Source organism: Providencia sp. PROV032 (genome assembly GCF_028484875.1).
GTDB lineage: Bacteria > Pseudomonadota > Gammaproteobacteria > Enterobacterales > Enterobacteriaceae > Providencia > Providencia rettgeri_E.
In genome coordinates this window covers 13,804-34,613 of sequence record NZ_JAMPSX010000036.1, presented here as the reverse complement: position 1 = coordinate 34,613, position 20,810 = coordinate 13,804, and the positions used below count along the sequence as shown (strand labels likewise).

General features: G+C 43.6%; 18 protein-coding genes. 1 reads left to right on the top strand and 17 read right to left on the bottom strand.

Translation table 11 applies throughout. The annotated features are described in order from the left end of the window. On the top strand, positions 1–1,538 hold a 1,538-nt coding region (locus tag PSF42_RS18860; protein WP_023148183.1), incomplete at its 5' end, for a methyl-accepting chemotaxis protein. A 152-nt stretch (positions 1,539–1,690) separates the two neighbouring features. On the opposite strand, the gene PSF42_RS18855 is transcribed toward PSF42_RS18860, so the two are convergent. From PSF42_RS18855 to mnmG, 17 genes are all read right to left on the bottom strand, one after another. Next, a complete protein-coding gene (locus PSF42_RS18855) occupies positions 1,691–2,338 on the bottom strand; it encodes a TniQ family protein (RefSeq protein WP_425288178.1) in 648 nt (215 codons plus the stop codon). Between the two features lie 2 nt (positions 2,339–2,340). Then, on the bottom strand, positions 2,341–4,008 hold the full coding sequence (locus PSF42_RS18850) for an AAA family ATPase (protein ID WP_001276994.1): 1,668 nt from the start codon (positions 4,006–4,008) through the stop codon (positions 2,341–2,343). Beyond that, positions 4,005–6,113 (bottom strand): DDE-type integrase/transposase/recombinase, encoded by a 2,109-nt coding sequence (locus tag PSF42_RS18845; RefSeq protein ID WP_000267723.1) that lies wholly within the window; start codon positions 6,111–6,113, stop codon positions 4,005–4,007. Before PSF42_RS18845 ends, PSF42_RS18850 begins: the two co-directional genes overlap by 4 nt. Beyond that, a complete protein-coding gene (locus PSF42_RS18840; protein ID WP_001029679.1) occupies positions 6,100–6,921 on the bottom strand; it encodes a TnsA endonuclease N-terminal domain-containing protein in 822 nt (273 codons plus the stop codon). The genes PSF42_RS18845 and PSF42_RS18840 overlap by 14 nt, the downstream gene beginning before the upstream one ends. 159 nt (positions 6,922–7,080) lie before the next feature. Continuing rightward, the gene (gene glmS, locus PSF42_RS18835) at positions 7,081–8,913 is read right to left on the bottom strand and encodes a glutamine--fructose-6-phosphate transaminase (isomerizing) (protein WP_272680499.1); all 1,833 of its coding nucleotides are present in this window, start codon (positions 8,911–8,913) and stop codon (positions 7,081–7,083) included. A gap of 207 nt (positions 8,914–9,120) precedes the next feature. Beyond that, entirely contained in the window at positions 9,121–10,491 is a 1,371-nt protein-coding gene (glmU, locus tag PSF42_RS18830; protein ID WP_125893827.1) for a bifunctional UDP-N-acetylglucosamine diphosphorylase/glucosamine-1-phosphate N-acetyltransferase GlmU, read from the bottom strand. 126 nt (positions 10,492–10,617) lie between these two features. Next, on the bottom strand, positions 10,618–11,043 hold the full coding sequence (locus PSF42_RS18825; RefSeq protein ID WP_004906291.1) for a F0F1 ATP synthase subunit epsilon: 426 nt from the start codon (positions 11,041–11,043) through the stop codon (positions 10,618–10,620). A gap of 21 nt (positions 11,044–11,064) precedes the next feature. After that, positions 11,065–12,447: a F0F1 ATP synthase subunit beta gene (atpD, locus tag PSF42_RS18820; protein ID WP_004906293.1), complete on the bottom strand. Its 1,383-nt coding sequence runs from the start codon at positions 12,445–12,447 to the stop codon at positions 11,065–11,067. Positions 12,448–12,481: 34 nt separating this feature from the next. After that, on the bottom strand, positions 12,482–13,345 hold the full coding sequence (atpG, locus tag PSF42_RS18815; protein ID WP_125893829.1) for a F0F1 ATP synthase subunit gamma: 864 nt from the start codon (positions 13,343–13,345) through the stop codon (positions 12,482–12,484). A 51-nt stretch (positions 13,346–13,396) separates the two neighbouring features. Then, the gene (gene atpA, locus PSF42_RS18810; protein ID WP_004906297.1) at positions 13,397–14,938 is read right to left on the bottom strand and encodes a F0F1 ATP synthase subunit alpha; all 1,542 of its coding nucleotides are present in this window, start codon (positions 14,936–14,938) and stop codon (positions 13,397–13,399) included. Between the two features lie 14 nt (positions 14,939–14,952). After that, positions 14,953–15,486 carry a F0F1 ATP synthase subunit delta gene (atpH, locus tag PSF42_RS18805; protein WP_125893831.1) on the bottom strand — a complete coding sequence of 178 codons (534 nt, stop codon included), beginning with the start codon at positions 15,484–15,486 and terminating at the stop codon, positions 14,953–14,955. Between the two features lie 12 nt (positions 15,487–15,498). Continuing rightward, positions 15,499–15,969 carry a F0F1 ATP synthase subunit B gene (gene atpF / locus PSF42_RS18800; RefSeq protein ID WP_042846802.1) on the bottom strand — a complete coding sequence of 157 codons (471 nt, stop codon included), beginning with the start codon at positions 15,967–15,969 and terminating at the stop codon, positions 15,499–15,501. Between the two features lie 58 nt (positions 15,970–16,027). Beyond that, a complete protein-coding gene (atpE, locus tag PSF42_RS18795; RefSeq protein ID WP_004093904.1) occupies positions 16,028–16,267 on the bottom strand; it encodes a F0F1 ATP synthase subunit C in 240 nt (79 codons plus the stop codon). 48 nt (positions 16,268–16,315) lie between these two features. Further along, complete coding sequence (gene atpB, locus PSF42_RS18790; protein WP_042846803.1) at positions 16,316–17,134, bottom strand: F0F1 ATP synthase subunit A; 819 nt, start codon at positions 17,132–17,134, stop codon at positions 16,316–16,318. 33 nt (positions 17,135–17,167) lie between these two features. Continuing rightward, positions 17,168–17,545 carry a F0F1 ATP synthase subunit I gene (gene atpI / locus PSF42_RS18785; RefSeq protein WP_125893832.1) on the bottom strand — a complete coding sequence of 126 codons (378 nt, stop codon included), beginning with the start codon at positions 17,543–17,545 and terminating at the stop codon, positions 17,168–17,170. A gap of 600 nt (positions 17,546–18,145) precedes the next feature. Next, positions 18,146–18,766, bottom strand: coding sequence for a 16S rRNA (guanine(527)-N(7))-methyltransferase RsmG (gene rsmG / locus PSF42_RS18780; RefSeq protein WP_125893834.1), 621 nt, complete (start codon positions 18,764–18,766; stop codon positions 18,146–18,148). 1 nt (position 18,767) lies between these two features. Continuing rightward, on the bottom strand, positions 18,768–20,657 hold the full coding sequence (mnmG, locus tag PSF42_RS18775; RefSeq protein WP_272680498.1) for a tRNA uridine-5-carboxymethylaminomethyl(34) synthesis enzyme MnmG: 1,890 nt from the start codon (positions 20,655–20,657) through the stop codon (positions 18,768–18,770). Positions 20,658–20,810: the final 153 nt, after the last annotated feature.

Sequence of the window (20,810 nt, the reverse complement as noted above, 5' to 3'; positions counted from 1 at the left end):
CCCCAAAAGATGCCAATATTCTTTCGACTACCTCCCCTCAAAGCCATATCACGTACGTTAATCCTGACTTCATTAAAATCAGTGGTTTCACTGAGGAAGAACTATTAGGCCAGCCTCACAACATCGTAAGACACCCAGATATGCCGCCTGCTGCATTTGAGCATATGTGGAGTACATTAAAATCTGGCCGCTCATGGATGGGGCTAGTAAAAAATCGCTGTAAAAATGGCGACCACTATTGGGTAAGTGCTTATGTAACGCCAATAGCTAAGAATGGTTCGATTGTTGAATACCAGTCTGTAAGGACCAAGCCTGAACCTGAGCAGGTTTTGGCTGCGGAAAAATTATATGCTCAATTGAGAAGCGGGAAGGCCGCGAGGCCGAAATTGGCTGCTAGCTTTTCCGTGAAAATACTCTTGCTCATATGGGGTAGTATTATATCAAGCGCAATGGCTGCCGGCATGCTTACTGATACATCAATAAGCAGCTTATTGTTAGCCACTTTAATGTCAGGAAGCTTAAGCTCTGTTAGTGTTTTGGCTATTCTCTCTCCTCTTGGAAGACTGGTTGAAAGAGCCAGGAATATTTCCAATAACCCATTAAGTCAATCCCTCTACACTGGGCGCACCGATGAGTTTGGCCAAATAGAGTTTGCTTTACGAATGATGCAAGCTGAAACAGGCGCCATAGTAGGTCGCATAGGTGATGCATCAAATCGGCTTAGCGAACACACCCGAGGCCTACTAAAGGATATTGAGTCAAGCAATGTACTTACAGTTGAGCAGCAGGCAGAGACAGATCAAATAGCAACGGCAGTAAACCAAATGGTGGCAAGCATTCAAGAGGTTGCGAGCAATGCACAGCATGCTGCAGATGCGGCCGGAAGAGCAGACACTGAGACGGCATCTGGCCAGCGTCTGGTAGCCCACACAAGCCAGTCAATCACTGCCCTTGAAGGTGAAATTAGGCAAGCCACTCAGGTTATTCATGAGCTTGAAGGTCAAAGTAACGAGATATCAAAAGTTCTTGACGTTATACGAGGGATCGCCGAGCAAACGAATTTGTTGGCACTCAACGCAGCAATTGAGGCCGCGCGTGCTGGTGAGCAGGGGCGTGGTTTTGCTGTTGTCGCCGATGAGGTTCGCAGTCTTGCTGCTCGCACACAGCAATCGACAACGGATATTCAAAGCATGATCAGCGCTCTACAAGAGCGAGCGCAATCCGCTGTTACAGTCATGGAGCAAAGTAGTCGGCAAGCGCACACGAGTGTAGCTCACGCAGAGGAAGCAGCTACAGCTCTTGATGGAATTGGCCAACGCGTTAACGAAATTACCGACATGAACGCGCAAATAGCGACTGCGGTCGAGCAGCAGGGAGCAGTAAGTGAAGACATAAACCGCAGTATTATCAATATACGCGATGCTGCTGATACCAATGTACAGACCGGGCAGAATAATTTGCAAAGTGCGAAATCTGTCGCTCAGTTAACTAGCGCTCTGAGCGAACTGGCAAAACAGTTTTGGGAAAAACGAGGATAACGCTTTTCAGTATCTCGACAGGGATAACTTACTTTACCATCGGTTATCCCTTTTAGCCGCACAAATTTTAGCCATGGCTTTTCAGGAAGTCAGGGCTATCAGAATGGCCTTAGAAAGCCTAGTCAAAGAGCTGTCACGAGAACACCGTTAGCTTAGCGTACGATTTTTTCCGAATTCTGCGGTTCCCCCTCTAACAGAGGGGCTATATAAGCAGCTAGTGCTGTTAATTGAGATAGGGAGTCTTTGGGGTAGTCTGAAAGCAGCTCAGTATGACCCAAAGCCCAAAATTGATGTCGGTGATCATCTACAGCTCTATCAAAGAAGACTAAAGCACCGTGTTTTGGACAATATGGCAAAGCGGGCAAATACCAATCTCGTTGCCAAAAGGCTTCCCCATACCTATTTAGCTGAAGAGCAACGCAATCAGGGCAGTATCTAAAGCGGTTATCGCTCTTAACTCTAGAAGCAGCGACTCCTAGCATTAAATGCACCGCACCTTGCGCTTGGTACTCCATTAACCGAATAGCTTCGTCTCGGCGCTCCTTGCCTACAAACGGAGCATATAAAGGGAATAAGGTATGCTCATAAATAAGCTGCTGAACAGCGTAACGTCCTGTTTGATGTAGATGTCTTGCTATCACACCTAAATGCGAGGGCAGACCTAAGGTAGCGACCACCTTGCGGTTGCCATACACCTCATCCAACAGCTGCTTAGGACTAACAATCCCTTGATAAACGCCTGCCCGTGCAATAGTGCTATAAATCAGCTCATTCGAGTACGGAACAGGAAAGTTTCTCATGGCTAACCTGCTTGTTTAAATAAGCTCGCCATATCCACTATTACCCCTTTCCCTTTTAACCGTTCATGCATGGTTTTTTCAGGTTGGCGTTGTGAATAGATATAACGTAAATCCGTATCAGGCAAGCTATCCCAGTCGCTGGGCTTGACTACCTTTATAGCCGAAACCTTTTTACTCTTGGAGGGCTTTTCTAGTTCTGACACTACCGTTTCGCCTTCCATCAACCACTGCAAAACAAGAGGCAGTAACTTTTGTCTTGTCATCGTTGGATTCTGGCTAAACGCTTTTTTAATAGTGGGAATTAACAGGCTTGAATCGTAATCCTCTTTCAGCATCAGATATAAATGACGCTGATCTTCGGTATCTAACTCTTGAAGGGCTTTTTCTTCTGGTGTTTGTTCTTGTATCGCTGCGATATCTAGCTGAAGTTGGATTAACCGTTTATCAATCTCGGGAACGACTAGATCAGAATAACGAGCAATGCGTTCTGGGATACCCGAGCGTAATGCCTCTAGCATGGGGTGCACAGGCTTTAACTCATCTTGATACACTTGCCGCAATAAACCAGCGGTAATACGCTCATTGCCTAAAGCTAGCGCACGGAGCTGAGCGAGTACAAAAAGTTTTACTACAATGTCCATCACTCCTTGGCTTAGCTCATACCACACATCACGGACCTCATCCGATAACAGCGCATCTTTGCGTTGTAAAAGCTGTAATTGCCAAAGATTATCCGTAAAAGCGATCCACTCTTGATTGGGCTTTCCACGTTGCGTTTGTTGTATAGGATCCCAGAATATAGCTCCAAACCCTGCCCCTCTACGTGCAGACCGCAAATCAGCCTCAAAAATCTCTCGTGCTTTAGGGGTACCAATCAACATCACTGGTACGCCAATAATATTCACCATCGTCACAAAAAAGTTCAGCATCTCTTGAGATCCACCCGAACGAGAGCGGCTTAAATGCTGAATTTCATCAATAACCAACAACCCTAAAGCATGTGCATTGGCTATTTGCGACATCAAAGCCAACATGGTTTCTATACCATGACGTTTTAAGCCATAACGACGCTCATAGTTCGAGCCCAAGGCTCGATCCAACGCTCTGAAAAAATTCAAGCAGATTTCTTTTAGCGAACCATTATGCGAGCAGTCTATTTTCAAATACACCACCTGCTCTACATTGAGTTCACGATGGTAAATCACCTGAGGATACGTGGCTAGAATACGATGAAGAGAGGTCGTCTTCCCACTACCAGAACAACCAATTAACAATAAGCTTTGTGCCGTAGATCGTGCCTCCTCAAAGCGAAATGTCTCCAACTCTCCCGTTTGAACACGCTCATAACCATTTTGTAAATGCTTTTGTAAATCTCCTGTTTTAGGATTTCTGCCTACGTAGCCACCTCGAATCATGACCGAAATACGCTCACTTAGTAGCAAATGCGTACCTAATGGCTGAAAATAGTCATCTGGAATACGACAAATGGTATGAGCTCTGATAACACGGGACTTTTGCAAGTCAGAGGAAGTAAGCTGTAAAGAGGATTTCAGTGATGCAGCACTATTCACTGACTCTTGTAATGGTGGTAAGGCCTCGATAAAAGGATTATCACGATAAGCCTCTACCCCCGTATCACGATAAACTGCTTGAATCCGGGTAGCACTCATGACTCATCCTTTTCTGGTGGATCCTGAAATAATTCAGGCACGTATGTGGGTAGGCTGTAATCTTCTTGATCATCCGCTTCCACTGCGTTGAAAGGAATAACTTTAGCCTCATCACCTGAAGAGCTTGGCTTCAAATGCTCCGCACGTTTTTTACGCTCCGAGGTCACGGCTTCTTTTTTATTAGTTTTAATCTGCTTAATGCGTGTTGATTTGGGCTCAGTAGTACTGGGCGTTAACTTATTCGCTTTCTGAATGGTTTGCTGAATAAACGCCTCAAGCTCCCTGCGTTTAGTTAACTCATCCTGCTTCGCATTGGCTTTATTGTGTTTTTCTTGTGCTTGTATATCCCAAACCTCCCAAAATGAGAGACCTTTAAACTGCCGACTACGTTCCGTCAGATTACAGCGCCAAAATACACGGCTGCCAACTTGCGGAAACAAATAAATCGTATCAACCAGCACTGGGTCATAAGCCGCTTCTAAATGTTGAGGTCTAGCTATATCAGTGCTCCGCTGCAACCAACCCTCACGCAGAATCTCTGACCCCGAGTAATACAAACCCCACAAATTAACGCCAAATGAAGAAATAGAGACCTTTCGGCGAGGCAGTAACGCTACTCGCAACTGCTCTTGCTCCACAGCCCTTAAACTACCTGTACGATGCTGCATACCCCATTGCCATAGCTGGACAGGAATAGACGGTAAATCTGTAGGAAAATCAGCATCTCGATCGTATTTATCCATCACCAGATGGTTATTTCTGAATAAGATCGTACGCAAAATAATTTGTGTGAACTCAAATACCGACAGAGATGCATCTAACCTATAGTCTGTTTCACCATGGCTTTTGATCCGACTGCCCTCTACAATGCCAGGTGCAAAGGACTTAAACTCGGCTTGTAGTGTTCTAAAAGTGCTTTCCACTATGCCTTTAGCATCGCCACGTCTAGGTGGAGCACTTTCCACTCGCACATTAAAACTAGAAACTAAGGCTTCGACCTGATGACTCATTAATTCGCCACGGTCCGCTAGCAACACATCTGGCAAACCTACACACGGCCAGTCTGAGCTACTAATCTCAATATCATGCTGGGCACAAATGGCCGTTTTGTCAGAGCAAGCATTTACAAAAGCCTGCATCGCCACCACATAAGACGGATTTTCAAAGCCGATATAAAAGCCCGTGATCATCCGACTAAACACATCAATCACAATGTAAAGCGTTGGTCTTCCTATGATTTTTTGGCGATCATGATGATCCACTAAATAAATATCAGCAATCGTGGCATCAATCTCATAACGACTCCCAGGGCCTAACGCCTGAGAAGTGGCTGTACTACTTAAGGGTCGTACGTCTTTTTTATATACCCCTGCTTTAACTCTAGACTTTAAGCGCTGAGCTTTAGGGTATTCTCGATCATAAAAATAACGAAACTGACGTAGTGTTGGGTAATCCTCTTGGGGAATGCGAGGAAAATACTGAGCAAACAAGTCCACAAATCGTCTATAGGCAACGGTGGTCTTTGTACCTTTTTGATTTAACAGGTGCTTTTCTATGGTCAACCTAAAAAGGCGTTCAATCTCGGGCGTTACCTTGGTTCCTTCACCCTTACCATATTCTCTGGCTCGGCCAATCTTTGCTGTTCCTGTCGCTGAACGTCTTTCCCCTGGTGCACCGCTGTTTTTGTAGTCAGGAATTAATGCATTAGGCGTTTGACCACGCTGCCAGTAACGGCGTAACAACTTATAAACTGTAGCCTTAGTAACCTTATGTTCTTGGACCACATGCTCAACGAGTTCGCTTCTGACTTTAGGGTCGAAACGATCCTTACTATTAATAATAGGAAGAATTTTTCGATAATCCTCCTCGCGCTTCTGGAAGCTGACAGAATCTACAGACGGCTCTTCTAAATCAAGATGTACATAAGGGTCATCAGTTCTAACTAAGCGGCCTTCATCTAAATACTGCATTAGCAACAACTCAGCCCTAGCTTGTGGAACTCCTTTATCAGCGCTTATTTGCATCCAGACAACTTGGCCATCCTCTATAGCCAAAATGCGATACGGATCATTATCAAATAGCACAACCTCATTAATTTGCCACATAGCGCAACTCCTCCATATTCACTACTTGGCTAATACAGAGATCTGCACACTTATTTGCCCTGAAAGACTTATAAATATTGAACTTAATAAAACCATTTGCGGTTAAGGCTCGTATCTCACTCAATGTTTTGCCTAACTCCAAATCATAAGCAATATCAACCTGCTTACAGACATTGATAATGTTTTCATCTCCTTTTTCTTGCAGGATATGGGCCAATGGGGATAGTTGTGCTAAAAGCTCCGCAGAAACTTCTTCTGTTTTCACTGAATAAAGCCATTCAATATTTTCTTTTACTACGGGATTTATTTCTTTATCAGTAAAAATGAACCAAGGAATTTGCTTTTGCTGCCAATAGCGACGCTCTAGTTCTAGTTTTTCTAAGGTACGCTCGTCTTGTAAGGCTGCTGCAGGTTTGACTTGAATAGCAAACTGCTCAAAAGGACCATCTTTGCAGTCCACTAAAAAATCAGTAGACATAACCTGATCTACACCACGAATAACAGGATGCTTAATACCACTATCTATTGCAATCTGCCTGGTATCACTAGGTAATAAGGGGAACTGCTCGCGTATATCTAGCACGCTGCTCTCCCACTCAAGACTGAGAAAAACAGCAAGCTCTAAGTCAGATAGCAAATGATGGACTCGTCCCGTCTTATGAGAATAAATACGGTGGGAACGACCTGAAGAAGGAACTTCTTGTACTGTTAGCCATGGAATATAGTCTTTACCATGCCCTTGGCCACGCCCCTCTTTAATACGACGGGCAATTTGCACTTCAGAAAATGAAGAGTTTGCTTTAGCCATAACAAAAGTCCAGTATGCTTTTTCACAGCATAACTGGACTGATTTCAGTTTACAACTATTCTGTCTAGTTTAAGACTTTATTGTCATAGTTTAGATCTATTTTGTTCAGTTTAAGACTTTATTGTCCGCCCACAGCTGGATTTTTAAATCAGAGTGAGATTACTCAACCGTCACCGACTTTGCCAAGTTACGAGGCTGGTCAACGTCTGTACCTTTAATCAATGCAACGTGATAAGACAACAGTTGCAGAGGAACAGTGTAGAAAATTGGTGCGATCAGCTCTTCAACATGGGGCAGTGAAACAATTTTCATATTTTCACTGGCTTCAAAGCCTGCATCTTGGTCAGCGAATACATACAGCAAACCACCACGCGCACGGACTTCCTCAATGTTCGATTTGAGTTTTTCTAACAATTCATTGTTAGGTGCCACGATGATAACAGGCATATCAGCATCAATTAGCGCTAATGGGCCATGCTTTAATTCACCCGCGGCATACGCTTCTGCGTGAATGTAAGAAATCTCTTTTAATTTCAGAGCCCCTTCAACGGCAATAGGGAATTGATCACCGCGACCTAAGAATAACGCGTGGTGTTTATCAGAGAAATCTTCTGCCAATGCCTCGATGACTTTATCTTGGGATAGCATGCTTTCAATACGTGCAGGCAGTGCATGTAGAGCGTGAGAAATGTTTTCTTCGAGCTCAGGGTTAGCACCTTTCAAGCGGCCCATATACGCAACTAACATCAATAAGACGGTTAACTGCGTGGTAAATGCTTTAGTGGATGCCACACCAATTTCGGCTCCTGCCTTGGTCATCAGGGCAAATTCAGATTCACGTACCAGTGAAGAACCTGCCACGTTACATACCGCTAAAGATGTCAAATAGCCTAATTCTTTTGATAAACGAAGAGCGGCCAGTGTATCTGCGGTTTCACCTGATTGAGACAACGTAATCATCAGGCTGTTTTTACGGTGTGCGGGGTTACGATAGCGATACTCAGAAGCAATTTCTACATCACAAGGAATACCGGCTAAAGATTCAAACCAATAACGTGCAACCATTCCCGCATTGTAGGATGTCCCGCATGCGACGATTTGGATATGTTCAACTTGAGATAAAATTTCACTCGCACGAGGGCCTAATTCGCTTAAATCGATACCATTGTCTTTGTCAAAACGCCCTTCAAGGGTGTTTTTAATTGCCATTGGTTGTTCGTAAATTTCTTTTTGCATGTAATGGCGATAGACGCCTTTATCGCCTGCATCATATTGAACGTTTGATTCAATTTGCTCGCGATCGACAGCTTCACCATTTTTATCAAAAATATGAACAGTACGACGAGTGACTTCAGCAACATCCCCTTCTTCAAGGTAAATAAAGCGACGAGTCACAGGCAACAGCGCTAATTGGTCTGATGCTAAAAAGTTTTCCCCCACACCTAAACCAATAACCAATGGGCTACCAGAACGTGCAGCAACTAATAATTCAGGAATACGGCTATCCATGATCACGGTACCGTAAGCACCGCGCAATTGTGGGATAACACGTTGAACCACTTCCACCAGCGTGCCACCTTTTTGTTGTTCATGGTGAACAAGGTGAGCAATCACTTCGGTATCAGTTTCTGAACTAAAGATATAACCGAGTTTTTTCAGTTCATCTTTCAGTTCTAAATAGTTTTCAATAATGCCGTTATGAACAACCGCAATATAACCAGAGGTATGCGGATGAGCATTGCGTTCACTTGGAATACCATGAGTCGCCCAACGGGTATGTGCAATCCCCGTTCCACCCGATACTGGGTTTTTCTCCGCTTCTTCCGCTAACATTTGTACTTTGCCCACTTCACGTAAGCGTTGTAAATGTCCTTCGTGATCAACGACAGCCATACCGGCTGAATCATAACCACGGTACTCAAGACGACGAAGACCTTCTAACAGAATTTCTGCGATATCACGTTGTGCAACAGCACCTACAATTCCACACATGTTTTTTAATTCCTAGACAAAAAGTTTCTTTCTTGAGAAACCTTTATTTGTCGCAACCTAATTGTTGTACAGTTTTCACTGTTCCCCAGCCTTGTAGAAAATGGGGATATTATTTTTATGTTGCTACCTTGGGTAGCTATTTTAATTTCGCTATTTAATTAGCGTTTTATCATAGAAGAGATATCGCTATCTCTCCTCAAAATTTACTTATTTTTTCTTAACTGGACGTTGCCAGTTTTTAATATGCATTTGCTTTACACGGCTAACGACAAGTTCGTCTTCATTCACATCACGCGTTACCGTCGTGCCAGCACCTATTGTTGCACCTTTGGCAACAGAAACTGGCGCAACTAACTGAGTATCAGACCCTACAAACACATCGTCACCAATAATGGTTTTGTGTTTATTGGCACCATCATAATTACAAGTGATGGTTCCTGCGCCAATATTGACGTTATCACCAATTTGCGCATCCCCGAGGTAACTTAAATGACCCGCTTTAGAACCTAAACCTAAAGAAGCATTTTTCATTTCGACAAAATTACCTACGTGCGCTTTGGCCGCTAATTTAGCACCTGGACGTAAACGCGCAAAAGGACCAACCGTACATTCAGCTGATAATTCAGAGTTTTCTATGACTGAATACGGGCTAATCACTGAGTTATCACCGATTACACAGTCTTTCAAAATACAGCCAGATTGAATATGTACGTTATTCCCTAATGTGACATTACCTTCAATAATCACGTTAGTATCAATAATAATATCGCGACCATGAGTCAGCGTTCCGCGCAAATCAAAACGTGCAGGGTCAATCAACATCACGCCGGCTAATAACAGTTTTTCAGCTTGTTCTTTCTGATAAACCCTTTCTAACGCAGCCAGTTGTAGGCGGTTATTTACCCCTTCCATCTCACTTAAATGTTTAGGGTGAACGGTTGCAATTTTATTACCTTCTTTATGTGCCAATGCAATAATATCAGTAATATAATATTCGCCTTGTGCGTTATCGTTGTTCAGCTGAGCCAACCAACGTTTAAAATCTTTGCCACTGGCAACCATAATTCCAGTGTTGATTTCTTGGATTTTACGTTGCTCTTCGCTGGCATCTTTTTGCTCGATAATACCGACGACTTCATTGTTTTCACGAATGATACGGCCATACCCTGTTGGGTTATCTAAAATAACCGTCAACAAGCCAATACCACCTTCTGGCTTCACTTCGATTAAACGATCTAAGGTATCTTTGGCTATCAACGGTACATCGCCATATAACATGACAATATTTTCATCGTCTTGGAAACACGGTGCAGCTTGTTGCATCGCATGGCCAGTACCAAGCTGCTCAGCCTGCAATACCCAGTTGAGGTTTTGCTCACCCAGTTTTTCTTTCAGTAAATCACCGCCATGTCCGTATACCAGATGAATATCTGATGCACCAATGGATTTTGCTGTATCTATAACATGCTGAACCATCGGTTTGCCTGCAAGCAAATGCAAAACTTTAGGTAGCTCTGAATACATCCGTGTGCCTTTACCGGCAGCTAAAATCACGACACTTTTTCTTTGCACAGTCATTTTTCCTGAAACTCCAACTTAGGGATAAAAGTAAACCTATTTCCTTTATAAATTACTACATATTTCGCTCAAATAAAAAAGCCAGTTAGACTTAACCAACTGGCTTTTTTTACTATACCGCTATCATTACATTAGCTTTTTAGTTAACTCGATGACTCGAAGTTTCGCTATTGCTTTTGCAAGTTCTGCTGATGCCTGAGCATAATCAACATCGCCGTGAGCTTTACGGACGTGTTCTTCCGCTTTGCGTTTAGATTCCACTGCACGAGCTTCGTCTAAATCTTTACCACGGATCGCTGTATCAGCGAGTACGATAACACCATTTGGTTGTACTTCTAAAATACCGCCGGAGAGGTAAATTAGCTCTTCTTCACCAAACTGTTTGGTAATACGTACCATGCCCGGTTTTATGGCAGTCAGCAGCGGGGTATGCTGCGGGTAAATCCCCAGCTCACCTTCACTACCTGTCACCTGAATTTTCTGTACCATGCCTTCAAACATTTGTTTTTCAGCACTTACTACAGTCAGGTGGTATGTCATTGCAGCTACCATATCAACCTCCTGTCAGCTGGATTAAAGCTTTTTCGCTTTTTCCACAGCTTCTTCAATGGTACCAACCATATAGAACGCTTGTTCTGGCAGGTGGTCGTAATCACCGTTCAGGATCCCACTGAAGCCACGGATAGTGTCTTTCAGAGAAACGAACTTACCTGGTGAACCGGTAAATACTTCAGCAACGAAGAATGGTTGAGACAGGAAGCGCTGGATCTTACGAGCACGAGCAACAACCAGTTTGTCTTCTTCAGACAGTTCATCCATACCCAGGATTGCAATGATATCTTTCAGTTCTTGGTAACGTTGCAGAATAGACTGAACGCCACGAGCAACATCATAGTGCTCTTGACCAACAACCAGTGGGTCAAGCTGACGGCTAGTAGAATCCAGAGGGTCAACCGCAGGGTAGATACCCAGTGATGCGATTTGACGGCTCAGAACTACCGTTGCGTCTAAGTGAGCAAAGGTGGTTGCTGGTGATGGGTCAGTCAAGTCATCCGCAGGAACGTAAACCGCTTGAACGGAAGTGATAGAACCTGTTTGAGTTGAGGTAATACGTTCTTGCAGAACACCCATCTCTTCCGCCAGCGTTGGCTGATAACCTACCGCTGAAGGCATACGGCCTAACAGTGCTGATACTTCAGTACCTGCCAGTGTATAACGATAGATGTTGTCAACGAACAGCAGTACGTCACGACCTTCGTCACGGAATTTTTCAGCCATAGTCAGACCAGTCAACGCAACGCGCAGACGGTTTCCTGGTGGCTCATTCATCTGGCCATAAACCAGTGATACTTTATCCAGAACGTTTGAGTCGGTCATTTCATGATAGAAGTCGTTCCCTTCACGAGTACGCTCACCAACACCAGCGAATACTGAGTAACCTGAGTGCTCAATCGCGATGTTACGGATCAGTTCCATCATGTTTACTGTTTTACCAACACCCGCACCACCGAACAGACCAACTTTACCACCTTTCGCGAATGGACAGATTAAGTCCATTACTTTGATACCGGTTTCCAGCAGTTCTGTTGAGTTAGCTAACTCTTCGTAGCTAGGTGCAGCACGGTGAATAGACCAGCGCTCTTCTTCGCCGATATCACCTTTCATATCAATAGGTTGACCCAGAACGTTCATGATACGTCCTAAAGTTGCTTTACCTACTGGTACTTCAATTGGGTGCTCTAAGTTTACAACTTCTAAACCACGGCTCAGGCCATCTGATGTACCCATTGCGATACAACGGACAACACCACCGCCTAACTGTTGCTGAACTTCCAACACCAGTTTTTCTTTACCGTTAACAACCTCAAGAGCGTCGTACACTTTTGGTACGTCATCTTGAGGGAACTCGACGTCCACAACGGCGCCGATTACCTGGATAATCTTTCCAGTAGCCATCTTGAATCCTCTACGTAATTCGTAAACCTAGCTGTTAAACCGCGGAAGCACCCGAAACAATTTCGGTAAGCTCCTGAGTAATGCTGGCCTGACGAGCTTTGTTGTAAACCAACTGTAACTCTTTGATCAGGTTTCCACCATTATCAGTAGCGGCTTTCATCGCTACCATTCGTGCGGCCTGCTCACTAGCCAGGTTTTCAACGACGCCCTGATAAACCTGCGACTCGATATAACGACGTAGCAGGGTATCCAGCAACGCCTTAGGATCGGGTTCGTAAATGTAATCCCAAGACTTCTTCTTCAGTGTTTCATCATCACTTGCAGGCAATGGTAACAATTGAAGAATAGTTGGCTCCTGAGACATTGTATTGATGAACTTATTCGTCACCACATACAGTTTATCCAAACGCCCTTCATCATAGGCTTGTAGCATAGTGTTAACTGGACCAATCAAGTCCGAAAGCGTTGGGTTATCCCCCATTCCGGTAACTTGAGTCACGACATTGCCGCCCACAGACCCGAAGAATGATACCGCTTTAGAACCGATTAAAGCCAAATCAACCTGAACGTTTTTCTCAGACCATGACTTCATCTCTGCTAACAGTTTTTTGAACAGATTAATGTTCAAGCCACCACACAGACCGCGGTCTGTTGAAACAACCAGATACCCGACACGCTTAACTTCACGCTCTTCGAGATATGGGTGTTTATATTCCAGATTACCTAACGCTAGGTGACCAATCACACTGCGCATGGTTTCTGCATAAGGACGGCTGGCCGCCATGCGTTCCTGCGTTTTACGCATTTTGGACGCAGCGACCATTTCCATCGCTTTAGTGATCTTTTGTGTATTTTGTACACTTCCGATCTTGGAACGTATCTCTTTTGCGCCGGCCATTTCTGCTTCTCCTTATTAACCAGACGGCCCTAAGAACTGGGCCGAATAGTATTACCAGGACTGAGTTGCTTTAAATGATTCGAGCAGTTTTTTCAACTTGCCTTCGATATCATCGTTATAGCTACCAGCCGGGCCAATTTCGTTCATAAGGTCAGCATGCTCGCGCTGTGCAAAAGAAACTAAAGCAGCTTCAAACGCACCAATTTTCGCTAACTCAACATCATCCAAGAACCCACGTTCTGCCGCGAACAGAGACAGTGCCTGCTCTGCTACTGACATCGGTGCGTACTGTTTCTGTTTCAGCAGTTCAGTTACTTTCTGACCATGACTTAACTGTTTACGAGTCGCGTCATCGAGGTCGGAAGCAAACTGAGCAAACGCTGCCAGTTCACGATACTGAGCAAGTGCGGTACGGATACCACCAGACAGTTTCTTGATAATTTTAGTCTGAGCAGCACCACCAACACGAGATACTGAAATACCTGGGTTAACCGCTGGACGAATACCAGAGTTAAACAGGTTAGATTCCAGGAAGATCTGACCATCTGTAATCGAAATTACGTTTGTTGGTACGAATGCAGAAACGTCACCAGCTTGGGTTTCAATGATAGGCAGAGCTGTCAATGAACCTGTTTTGCCTTTAACTTCACCTTTAGTAAAGTTTTCTACGTATTCAGCGTTAACGCGAGCAGCACGCTCAAGTAAACGTGAGTGCAGATAGAAAACGTCACCTGGGTAAGCTTCACGCCCTGGTGGACGACGTAGCAACAGTGAAATTTGACGGTATGCCACAGCCTGTTTAGACAGGTCATCGTATACGATCAGTGCATCTTCACCGCGGTCACGGAAATATTCACCCATCGCGCAACCAGCATATGGTGCTAAGTATTGCAGAGCAGCTGATTCAGATGCTGTAGCAACAACAACGATAGTATTTTGCAGCGCGCCGTGCTCTTCCAGTTTACGAACTACGTTAGAAACGGTAGACGCTTTCTGGCCGATAGCCACGTACACACATTTGATGCCTGAGTCGCGTTGGTTGATGATTGCATCGATTGCCAAAGCAGTTTTACCTGTTTGACGGTCACCGATAACAAGCTCACGCTGACCACGACCGATTGGGATCATGGCATCGACTGATTTATAACCAGTTTGAACTGGTTGATCAACAGATTGACGGTCGATAACACCTGGAGCAATAACTTCTACAGGAGAGAAGCCATCGTTATCAACAGGACCTTTACCATCAATTGGTTGACCCAGTGTATTCACAACACGTCCTAGCAGGCCACGGCCTACTGGAACTTCAAGAATACGACCAGTACATTTAACTTTCATGCCTTCTGCCAAGTCGGCATAAGGACCCATAACGACCGCACCAACAGAGTCACGCTCTAAGTTCAGTGCGATAGCGTAACGGTTGCCAGGCAGCGCGATCATCTCACCCTGCATGACTTCGGCTAAACCGTGAATACGAATAATACCGTCATTAACGGATACAATCGTACCTTCATTGTGAGCTTCACTCACAACATCGAACTGAGCAATACGCTGTTTGATCAGTTCGCTGATTTCGGTGGAATTCAGTTGCATATGCTCCAGTCCCCTTAAGACTGCAAGACGTCAGTTAAACGCTCTAAGCGACCGCGGATACTCCCATCAATGACGAGGTCTCCAGCACGAATGATCACTCCAGCAATAACAGACTTATCAATTTTGCAATTCAGCTTAACTTTGCGTGACAGACGTTTTTCCATCGCTGCAGAAATTTTAGCTGACTGCTGTTCACTCAGTTCGTTAGCGGATAAAACATCAACTTCAATGGTTGATTCCAGAGAATCGCGCAATTGGATAAACTGCGTTAAAACTTCTGGTAGCGTCGTTAAACGCCCGTTATCTGCCATAACACGAATCAGATTCTGAACATGCTCGTCAATTTCATCTCCACAAACAGAGATAAACGTTTTAGCTAATGTTTCTGGTGCAATAGAACCAGAAAGCAGCTCCCCAACCTGTTCATTGCGCGTCACCTCAGCGGTGAAGGCCAGCATTTCCTGCCATTTAGCAACAGCTTGGTTTTCCACAGCAAAGTCAAAAGCTGCTTTGGCGTAGGGGCGAGCTACAGTAGCGATTTCAGACATGCCCCTCCCTCCTTACAGTTCAGCGACTAGTTTATCAACGATGTCGCTGTTAGCAGCTTCATCCACGGAACGTTCGATGATCTTCTCGGCACCTGCGATAGCAAGCATCGCAACCTGTTTACGTAACTCTTCACGTGCACGTTTACGCTCAGCATCAATTTCAGCTTGCGCTTGTGCGACGATTTTTGCACGTTCTGCTTCTGCTTCTGCTTTTGCTTCATCAATCATTTGAGTGCGTTGTTTATTCGCTTGTTCAATGATGACTTGTGCTTCAGCTTTCGCTTTTTTCAGTCGGTCGGTTGCGTCGGTTTGCGCCAGTTCCAGGTTCTTTTTAGCACGTTCTGCGGAAGATAAACCGTCAGCAATTTCTTTTTGACGTTTTTCAATGGCCGCCATAATCGGTGGCCATACATACTTCATACAGAACCAAACAAACAGGACAAACGCGATAGCCTGGCCGAGGATTGTTGCATTTAGATTCACAGACAATACCTCATATTCATTAGTGAATTAATGTTCTTACAGTGTTCCGTAACGTTAATTAGGCAACAGCGAACATTACATACAAGCCCAGACCAACAGCAATCATCGGAATAGCATCGACCAGACCCATTACGATAAAGAACTGTGTACGCAGCAGAGGAATTAAATCTGGCTGACGAGCAGCACCTTCTAAAAATTTACCACCTAGGATGCCGATACCGATCGCAGCACCGATCGCCGCTAAGCCCATCATCACAGCGGCAGCCATGTACAGCAGATCCATACTCAGGTTTTCCATGACAGTCTCCAGTTTGTTTCAGTTAATACAATTATTGATAAAATTAAATTAGTGTTCTTCAGATGCCATCGACAGATAAACAACCGTCAGAACCATAAAAATAAAGGCTTGTAGCGTAATAATCAGTATGTGGAAGATAGCCCAAGGTAGGCTTAACAACCACTGTGACCACCACGGAAGCAGAGCCGCGATAAGAATAAAGATCAATTCACCTGCATACATGTTACCAAACAGTCGCAGACCGAGTGATACAGGTTTTGACAGCAGGCTTACCCCTTCAAGAATCAAGTTGACTGGAATGAAGACAGGATGGTTAAAAGGCTGCATTGTGAGCTCTTTTGTAAATCCGCCAATTCCTTTCATTTTGATGCTGTAGAAGAGGATTAGGATAAACACACCAATAGCCATCGATAATGTGACACTAACATCTGCGGTTGGTACTGCACGTAATGCAGGTAACCCGAGATAATGTTCAGCAATATACGGAAGGAAATCAATTGGGAGTAAATCCATCAGGTTCATTAAGAATACCCAGACGAACACTGTTAATGCTAAAGGAGCAATAACTTTGCTCTTACCGTGATACATATCACGGACTGAGTTATCAACGAAACCAATGATCAGTTCTATTGCAGTCTGTAACTTACCGGGTACGCCACTAGTCGCATTGGCTGCAACTCTTCTAAATAGCCACAGGAACAGAGCCCCGAGAACTACTGAGAAAAAAAGCGAGTCAATGTTCAACGTCCAAAATGTTGGACTAGCGTGGGGATCGACCAACTTAAAGGTACTCAGGTCCAACTGAAGGTTTCTCAGATGGTGGCCTATGTAATCCTCTGTAGTCATCACTTCTCCTGATGCAGACATGATGCCTCTTACCCTTTTGTAGTTTAAAAATACTTACCGTTTAAAAACGGCTGGTGCAACAATCTGAACAATTAGCACCGCTAAATAGGTCAAACCCAGTGGTGTTAATGACGCTTTGAACACACCGAAAGCAACAACTAAAACAGCGATAGTTGTAACAACCTTTAGCCCTGCTCCTAATGCTAAGAACCAGGCAATGCGGACAGGTTCATCCTCTCCTTTTGCTTTCTGAAATTGTGATAGCAGCATAAATACGATATTTGGTAACCAGCATGCTAACCCACCAGCAAGAGCAGAGGCCCCCCATTCTATACTATTTGCACAGAAAGCCCCACTGAGGATCACTAAAGTTATCAACTGAACAGACAACTGCTTTACAGCATGCTTGTTGTCATAAAGAGATACAGACATAACTTTTGTTTACTCCCAGCTCTTCTCAGCCTCAGAAACGCTAAGTGTTGTATAAAACTGCCTTTGCGTAAATGTGTCAAGAGACAAAAACGTGCAAATTATACGGGCAGGCGAAATGAATTCAATCAGTAAGTAGCGAAAAGGTGAATAAATATTTAATTTTTTCGAGTTAGCGCAGAATTGTCGCTATAATATTTAATAAATAGTTAATGAATTGCTGCATACATTTATATAAATGTGATGTATATCACATTTAGCTTTATTCACTTTATTTATTCCTTCAATTTTATTCATAATAAAAAATAGATTTAATCTGTAAATCAAATAATTAAAGAAAGTAATTCCTAAGCAAAATTTTGAAGGAATAAATCCAATATTTTTCGATTAACTATTTTTTTTGCTAAATCGATTAAGTAAAAAGCATCAACTAGCCTGCATTTTTTCTTTCAACGCCTTATTTTTGCAACTTATTCGTTATTGCCGTGTAAATACCACGTAAAATATATATTTTTATTATCTGACTAAAAATAAAAATAGCTGGCCGTTTGTAAACGTCCAGCTATCGCTCTAAATGATAAAATTATTTGATAGAAAGCAACTTTATTTCATCGAAATTTTAACTAAATGACGCTGTTCATCAAGTTCAGGCACTTCAAGTTCAGTGATCGATTCAATCATAAACTCTTCTGGTAGTGCCATTTCATCATCACGAATGACGCCTTTCAGTGCATAAAAACGCCCTTCTTTTGAAGGCAAATGATGGCACCAACTCAACATATCGTTTAGTGATGCAAATGCGCGACTAATAACACCATCAAAACCATTTCCAGCCGGATATTCTTCAACACGAGATTGAACAGGTTCGATGTTAGTCAGCCCTAACTCATGTTGAACCTGTTTCAAAAAGCGTACACGCTTCCCTAGGCTGTCCAACAGAACAAAATGGGAATCAGGTCGAACTATTGCCAAAGGAACGCCTGGTAAGCCAGGCCCTGTTCCTACATCGATAAAACGAGTTCCGTTGAGTTGACCGTTCACCACTATGCTATCCATGATATGACGGATTAACATCTGTTGTGGGTCACGTACCGATGTCAGGTTATAGGCTTTGTTCCATTTAACTAATAACCCAACGTAATCAACTAACTGCTGTTTTTGCTTTTCAGTTAAATCGATATCGGTTTTGGCAAGTAACTGATTGAGTTTTGATAATAAATCCATGTTAAGCGCTCCGGCGTAGCATGCCTTGCTTTTTCAACCAAACAAGTAAAATAGAAATTGCCGCAGGGGTGATCCCTGATATACGTGAAGCTTGACCGATCGAGGTTGGTTTATGATCATTTAATTTTGCCATAACCTCGTTTGATAACCCTTTAACCTGTTTATAATCAAGGTCAACAGGCAACATCGTGCTTTCATTGCGTAACTGTCTTTCGATCTCTTCTTTCTGGCGCGCAATATAACCTTCGTATTTAACTTGGATTTCCACTTGATCCGCGGCTTGTGGATCTGTGAGCGCAGGGGCAAATAAATTCAATGACGTCAGCATTTGATAAGTCATTTCAGGACGACGCAGTAAATCTTCACCGTTCGCTTCTTTTGATAACGGAACGGTTAAAATTTCATCGATTTCTGTATGGTTATCTGATTTAGGGTGAACCCAAATGTCTTTTAAGCGCTGACGCTCTTTTTCAATCAGTTCCACTTTGTTGTTAAAGTGAGCCCAACGAATATCATCGACTAAACCTAACTCACGCCCTTTTTCGGTTAAACGTAAATCCGCATTGTCTTCACGTAGCATCAAACGGTATTCCGCACGTGAGGTAAACATGCGGTAGGGTTCTTTTGTCCCTAAAGTACAAAGGTCGTCAACCAATACGCCAATGTAAGCTTGGTCACGACGAGGGAACCAACCTTCTAAACCAAAGGCGTGTTGTGCCGCATTAAGGCCTGCTAATAAGCCTTGAGCTCCTGCTTCTTCATAACCTGTCGTGCCGTTAATTTGGCCAGCAAAGAATAGTCCATCAATAAATTTACTTTCAAGCGTTTGCTTGAGATCTCTAGGGTCAAAGAAATCATATTCAATGGCATAGCCAGGACGAATGATCCTCGCATTTTCCATTCCTTTCATAGAATGAACAATTTGCATTTGGACATCAAATGGTAAGCTGGTGGATATCCCATTAGGATAAATTTCATTGCTAGTTAAGCCTTCAGGCTCTAGGAAGATCTGATGTGAATCTTTATCAGCAAAACGCATGACTTTATCTTCGATCGAAGGGCAGTAACGTGGGCCGATCCCTTCAATCACTCCTGCATACATAGGGCTGCGATCCAAATTGTTTCTGATCACTTCATGGGTTTTTTCATTGGTATAGGTGATATGGCAAGGCATCTGTTGTGGATGTTGATCTTGTGAACCTAAAAATGAAAAAACAGGCATTGGGTCGTCACCTAGCTGTTGAGCTAACTGACTGAAATCAATAGTTCTTGCATCAATACGTGGTGGCGTTCCTGTCTTTAACCGATTAACACGTAAAGGTAATTCTCTCAAACGTTGAGAAAGTGAAATTGAAGGAGGATCTCCTGCTCGACCACCACTGTAATTTTCTAAACCAATATGAATTTTACCATCAAGGAAAGTACCAACAGTTAATACCACAGCTTTGGCTTTAAATTTTAAGCCCATGCGGGTAATAGCGCCTGTAACTCGATTGTTTTCAACAATTAAGTCTTCTACAGGTTGTTGGAAAATCATTAAGTTAGGCTGGTTTTCTAAAGCCATTCTGACAGCTTGGCGATAAAGAACACGGTCAGCTTGTGCTCGAGTTGCACGAACTGCAGGCCCTTTGCTGGCATTTAATGTTCTAAATTGAATACCTGCTTTGTCGGTTGCTGTAGCCATTAAGCCACCGAGGGCATCAATTTCTCTAACCAGATGCCCCTTACCGATCCCACCGATGGCTGGGTTGCAAGACATCTGGCCCAATGTATCAATATTGTGAGTCAGTAATAGGGTTTGACGCCCCATACGTGCAGCTGCCATTGCTGCTTCAGTACCGGCATGACCACCACCAATTACGATGACGTCAAATTGCTCTGGATAAAACATGTGTGAACCTTAAACGTTAGAAAATGCGGATTGTGCATTTGAGGAGAGAATTCTACTCAAGTTTGAGGAAGAGACCAAGCTTTAGGTTTCTCCCTTATATAATATTAAGATCTTTTTATTTAAAGATCTCTTTATTAGATCTTTTATTAGGAT

What these genes read in the sequence shown, in the direction of transcription:
- PSF42_RS18855 (WP_425288178.1), bottom strand. Translation starts at nt 2,338, where the DNA reads ATGAGAAACTTTCCTGTTCCGTACTCGAATGAGCTGATTTATAGCACT.
- PSF42_RS18850 (WP_001276994.1), bottom strand. Translation starts at nt 4,008, where the DNA reads ATGAGTGCTACCCGGATTCAAGCAGTTTATCGTGATACGGGGGTAGAG.
- PSF42_RS18845 (WP_000267723.1), bottom strand. Translation starts at nt 6,113, where the DNA reads ATGTGGCAAATTAATGAGGTTGTGCTATTTGATAATGATCCGTATCGC.
- PSF42_RS18840 (WP_001029679.1), bottom strand. Translation starts at nt 6,921, where the DNA reads ATGGCTAAAGCAAACTCTTCATTTTCTGAAGTGCAAATTGCCCGTCGT.
- glmS (WP_272680499.1), bottom strand. Translation starts at nt 8,913, where the DNA reads ATGTGTGGAATTGTAGGTGCTGTTGCACAACGTGATATCGCAGAAATT.
- glmU (WP_125893827.1), bottom strand. Translation starts at nt 10,491, where the DNA reads ATGACTGTGCAAAGAAAAAGTGTCGTGATTTTAGCTGCCGGTAAAGGC.
- PSF42_RS18825 (WP_004906291.1), bottom strand. Translation starts at nt 11,043, where the DNA reads ATGGTAGCTGCAATGACATACCACCTGACTGTAGTAAGTGCTGAAAAA.
- atpD (WP_004906293.1), bottom strand. Translation starts at nt 12,447, where the DNA reads ATGGCTACTGGAAAGATTATCCAGGTAATCGGCGCCGTTGTGGACGTC.
- atpG (WP_125893829.1), bottom strand. Translation starts at nt 13,345, where the DNA reads ATGGCCGGCGCAAAAGAGATACGTTCCAAGATCGGAAGTGTACAAAAT.
- atpA (WP_004906297.1), bottom strand. Translation starts at nt 14,938, where the DNA reads ATGCAACTGAATTCCACCGAAATCAGCGAACTGATCAAACAGCGTATT.
- atpH (WP_125893831.1), bottom strand. Translation starts at nt 15,486, where the DNA reads ATGTCTGAAATCGCTACTGTAGCTCGCCCCTACGCCAAAGCAGCTTTT.
- atpE (WP_004093904.1), bottom strand. Translation starts at nt 16,267, where the DNA reads ATGGAAAACCTGAGTATGGATCTGCTGTACATGGCTGCCGCTGTGATG.
- atpB (WP_042846803.1), bottom strand. Translation starts at nt 17,134, where the DNA reads ATGTCTGCATCAGGAGAAGTGATGACTACAGAGGATTACATAGGCCAC.
- atpI (WP_125893832.1), bottom strand. Translation starts at nt 17,545, where the DNA reads ATGTCTGTATCTCTTTATGACAACAAGCATGCTGTAAAGCAGTTGTCT.
- rsmG (WP_125893834.1), bottom strand. Translation starts at nt 18,766, where the DNA reads ATGGATTTATTATCAAAACTCAATCAGTTACTTGCCAAAACCGATATC.
- mnmG (WP_272680498.1), bottom strand. Translation starts at nt 20,657, where the DNA reads ATGTTTTATCCAGAGCAATTTGACGTCATCGTAATTGGTGGTGGTCAT.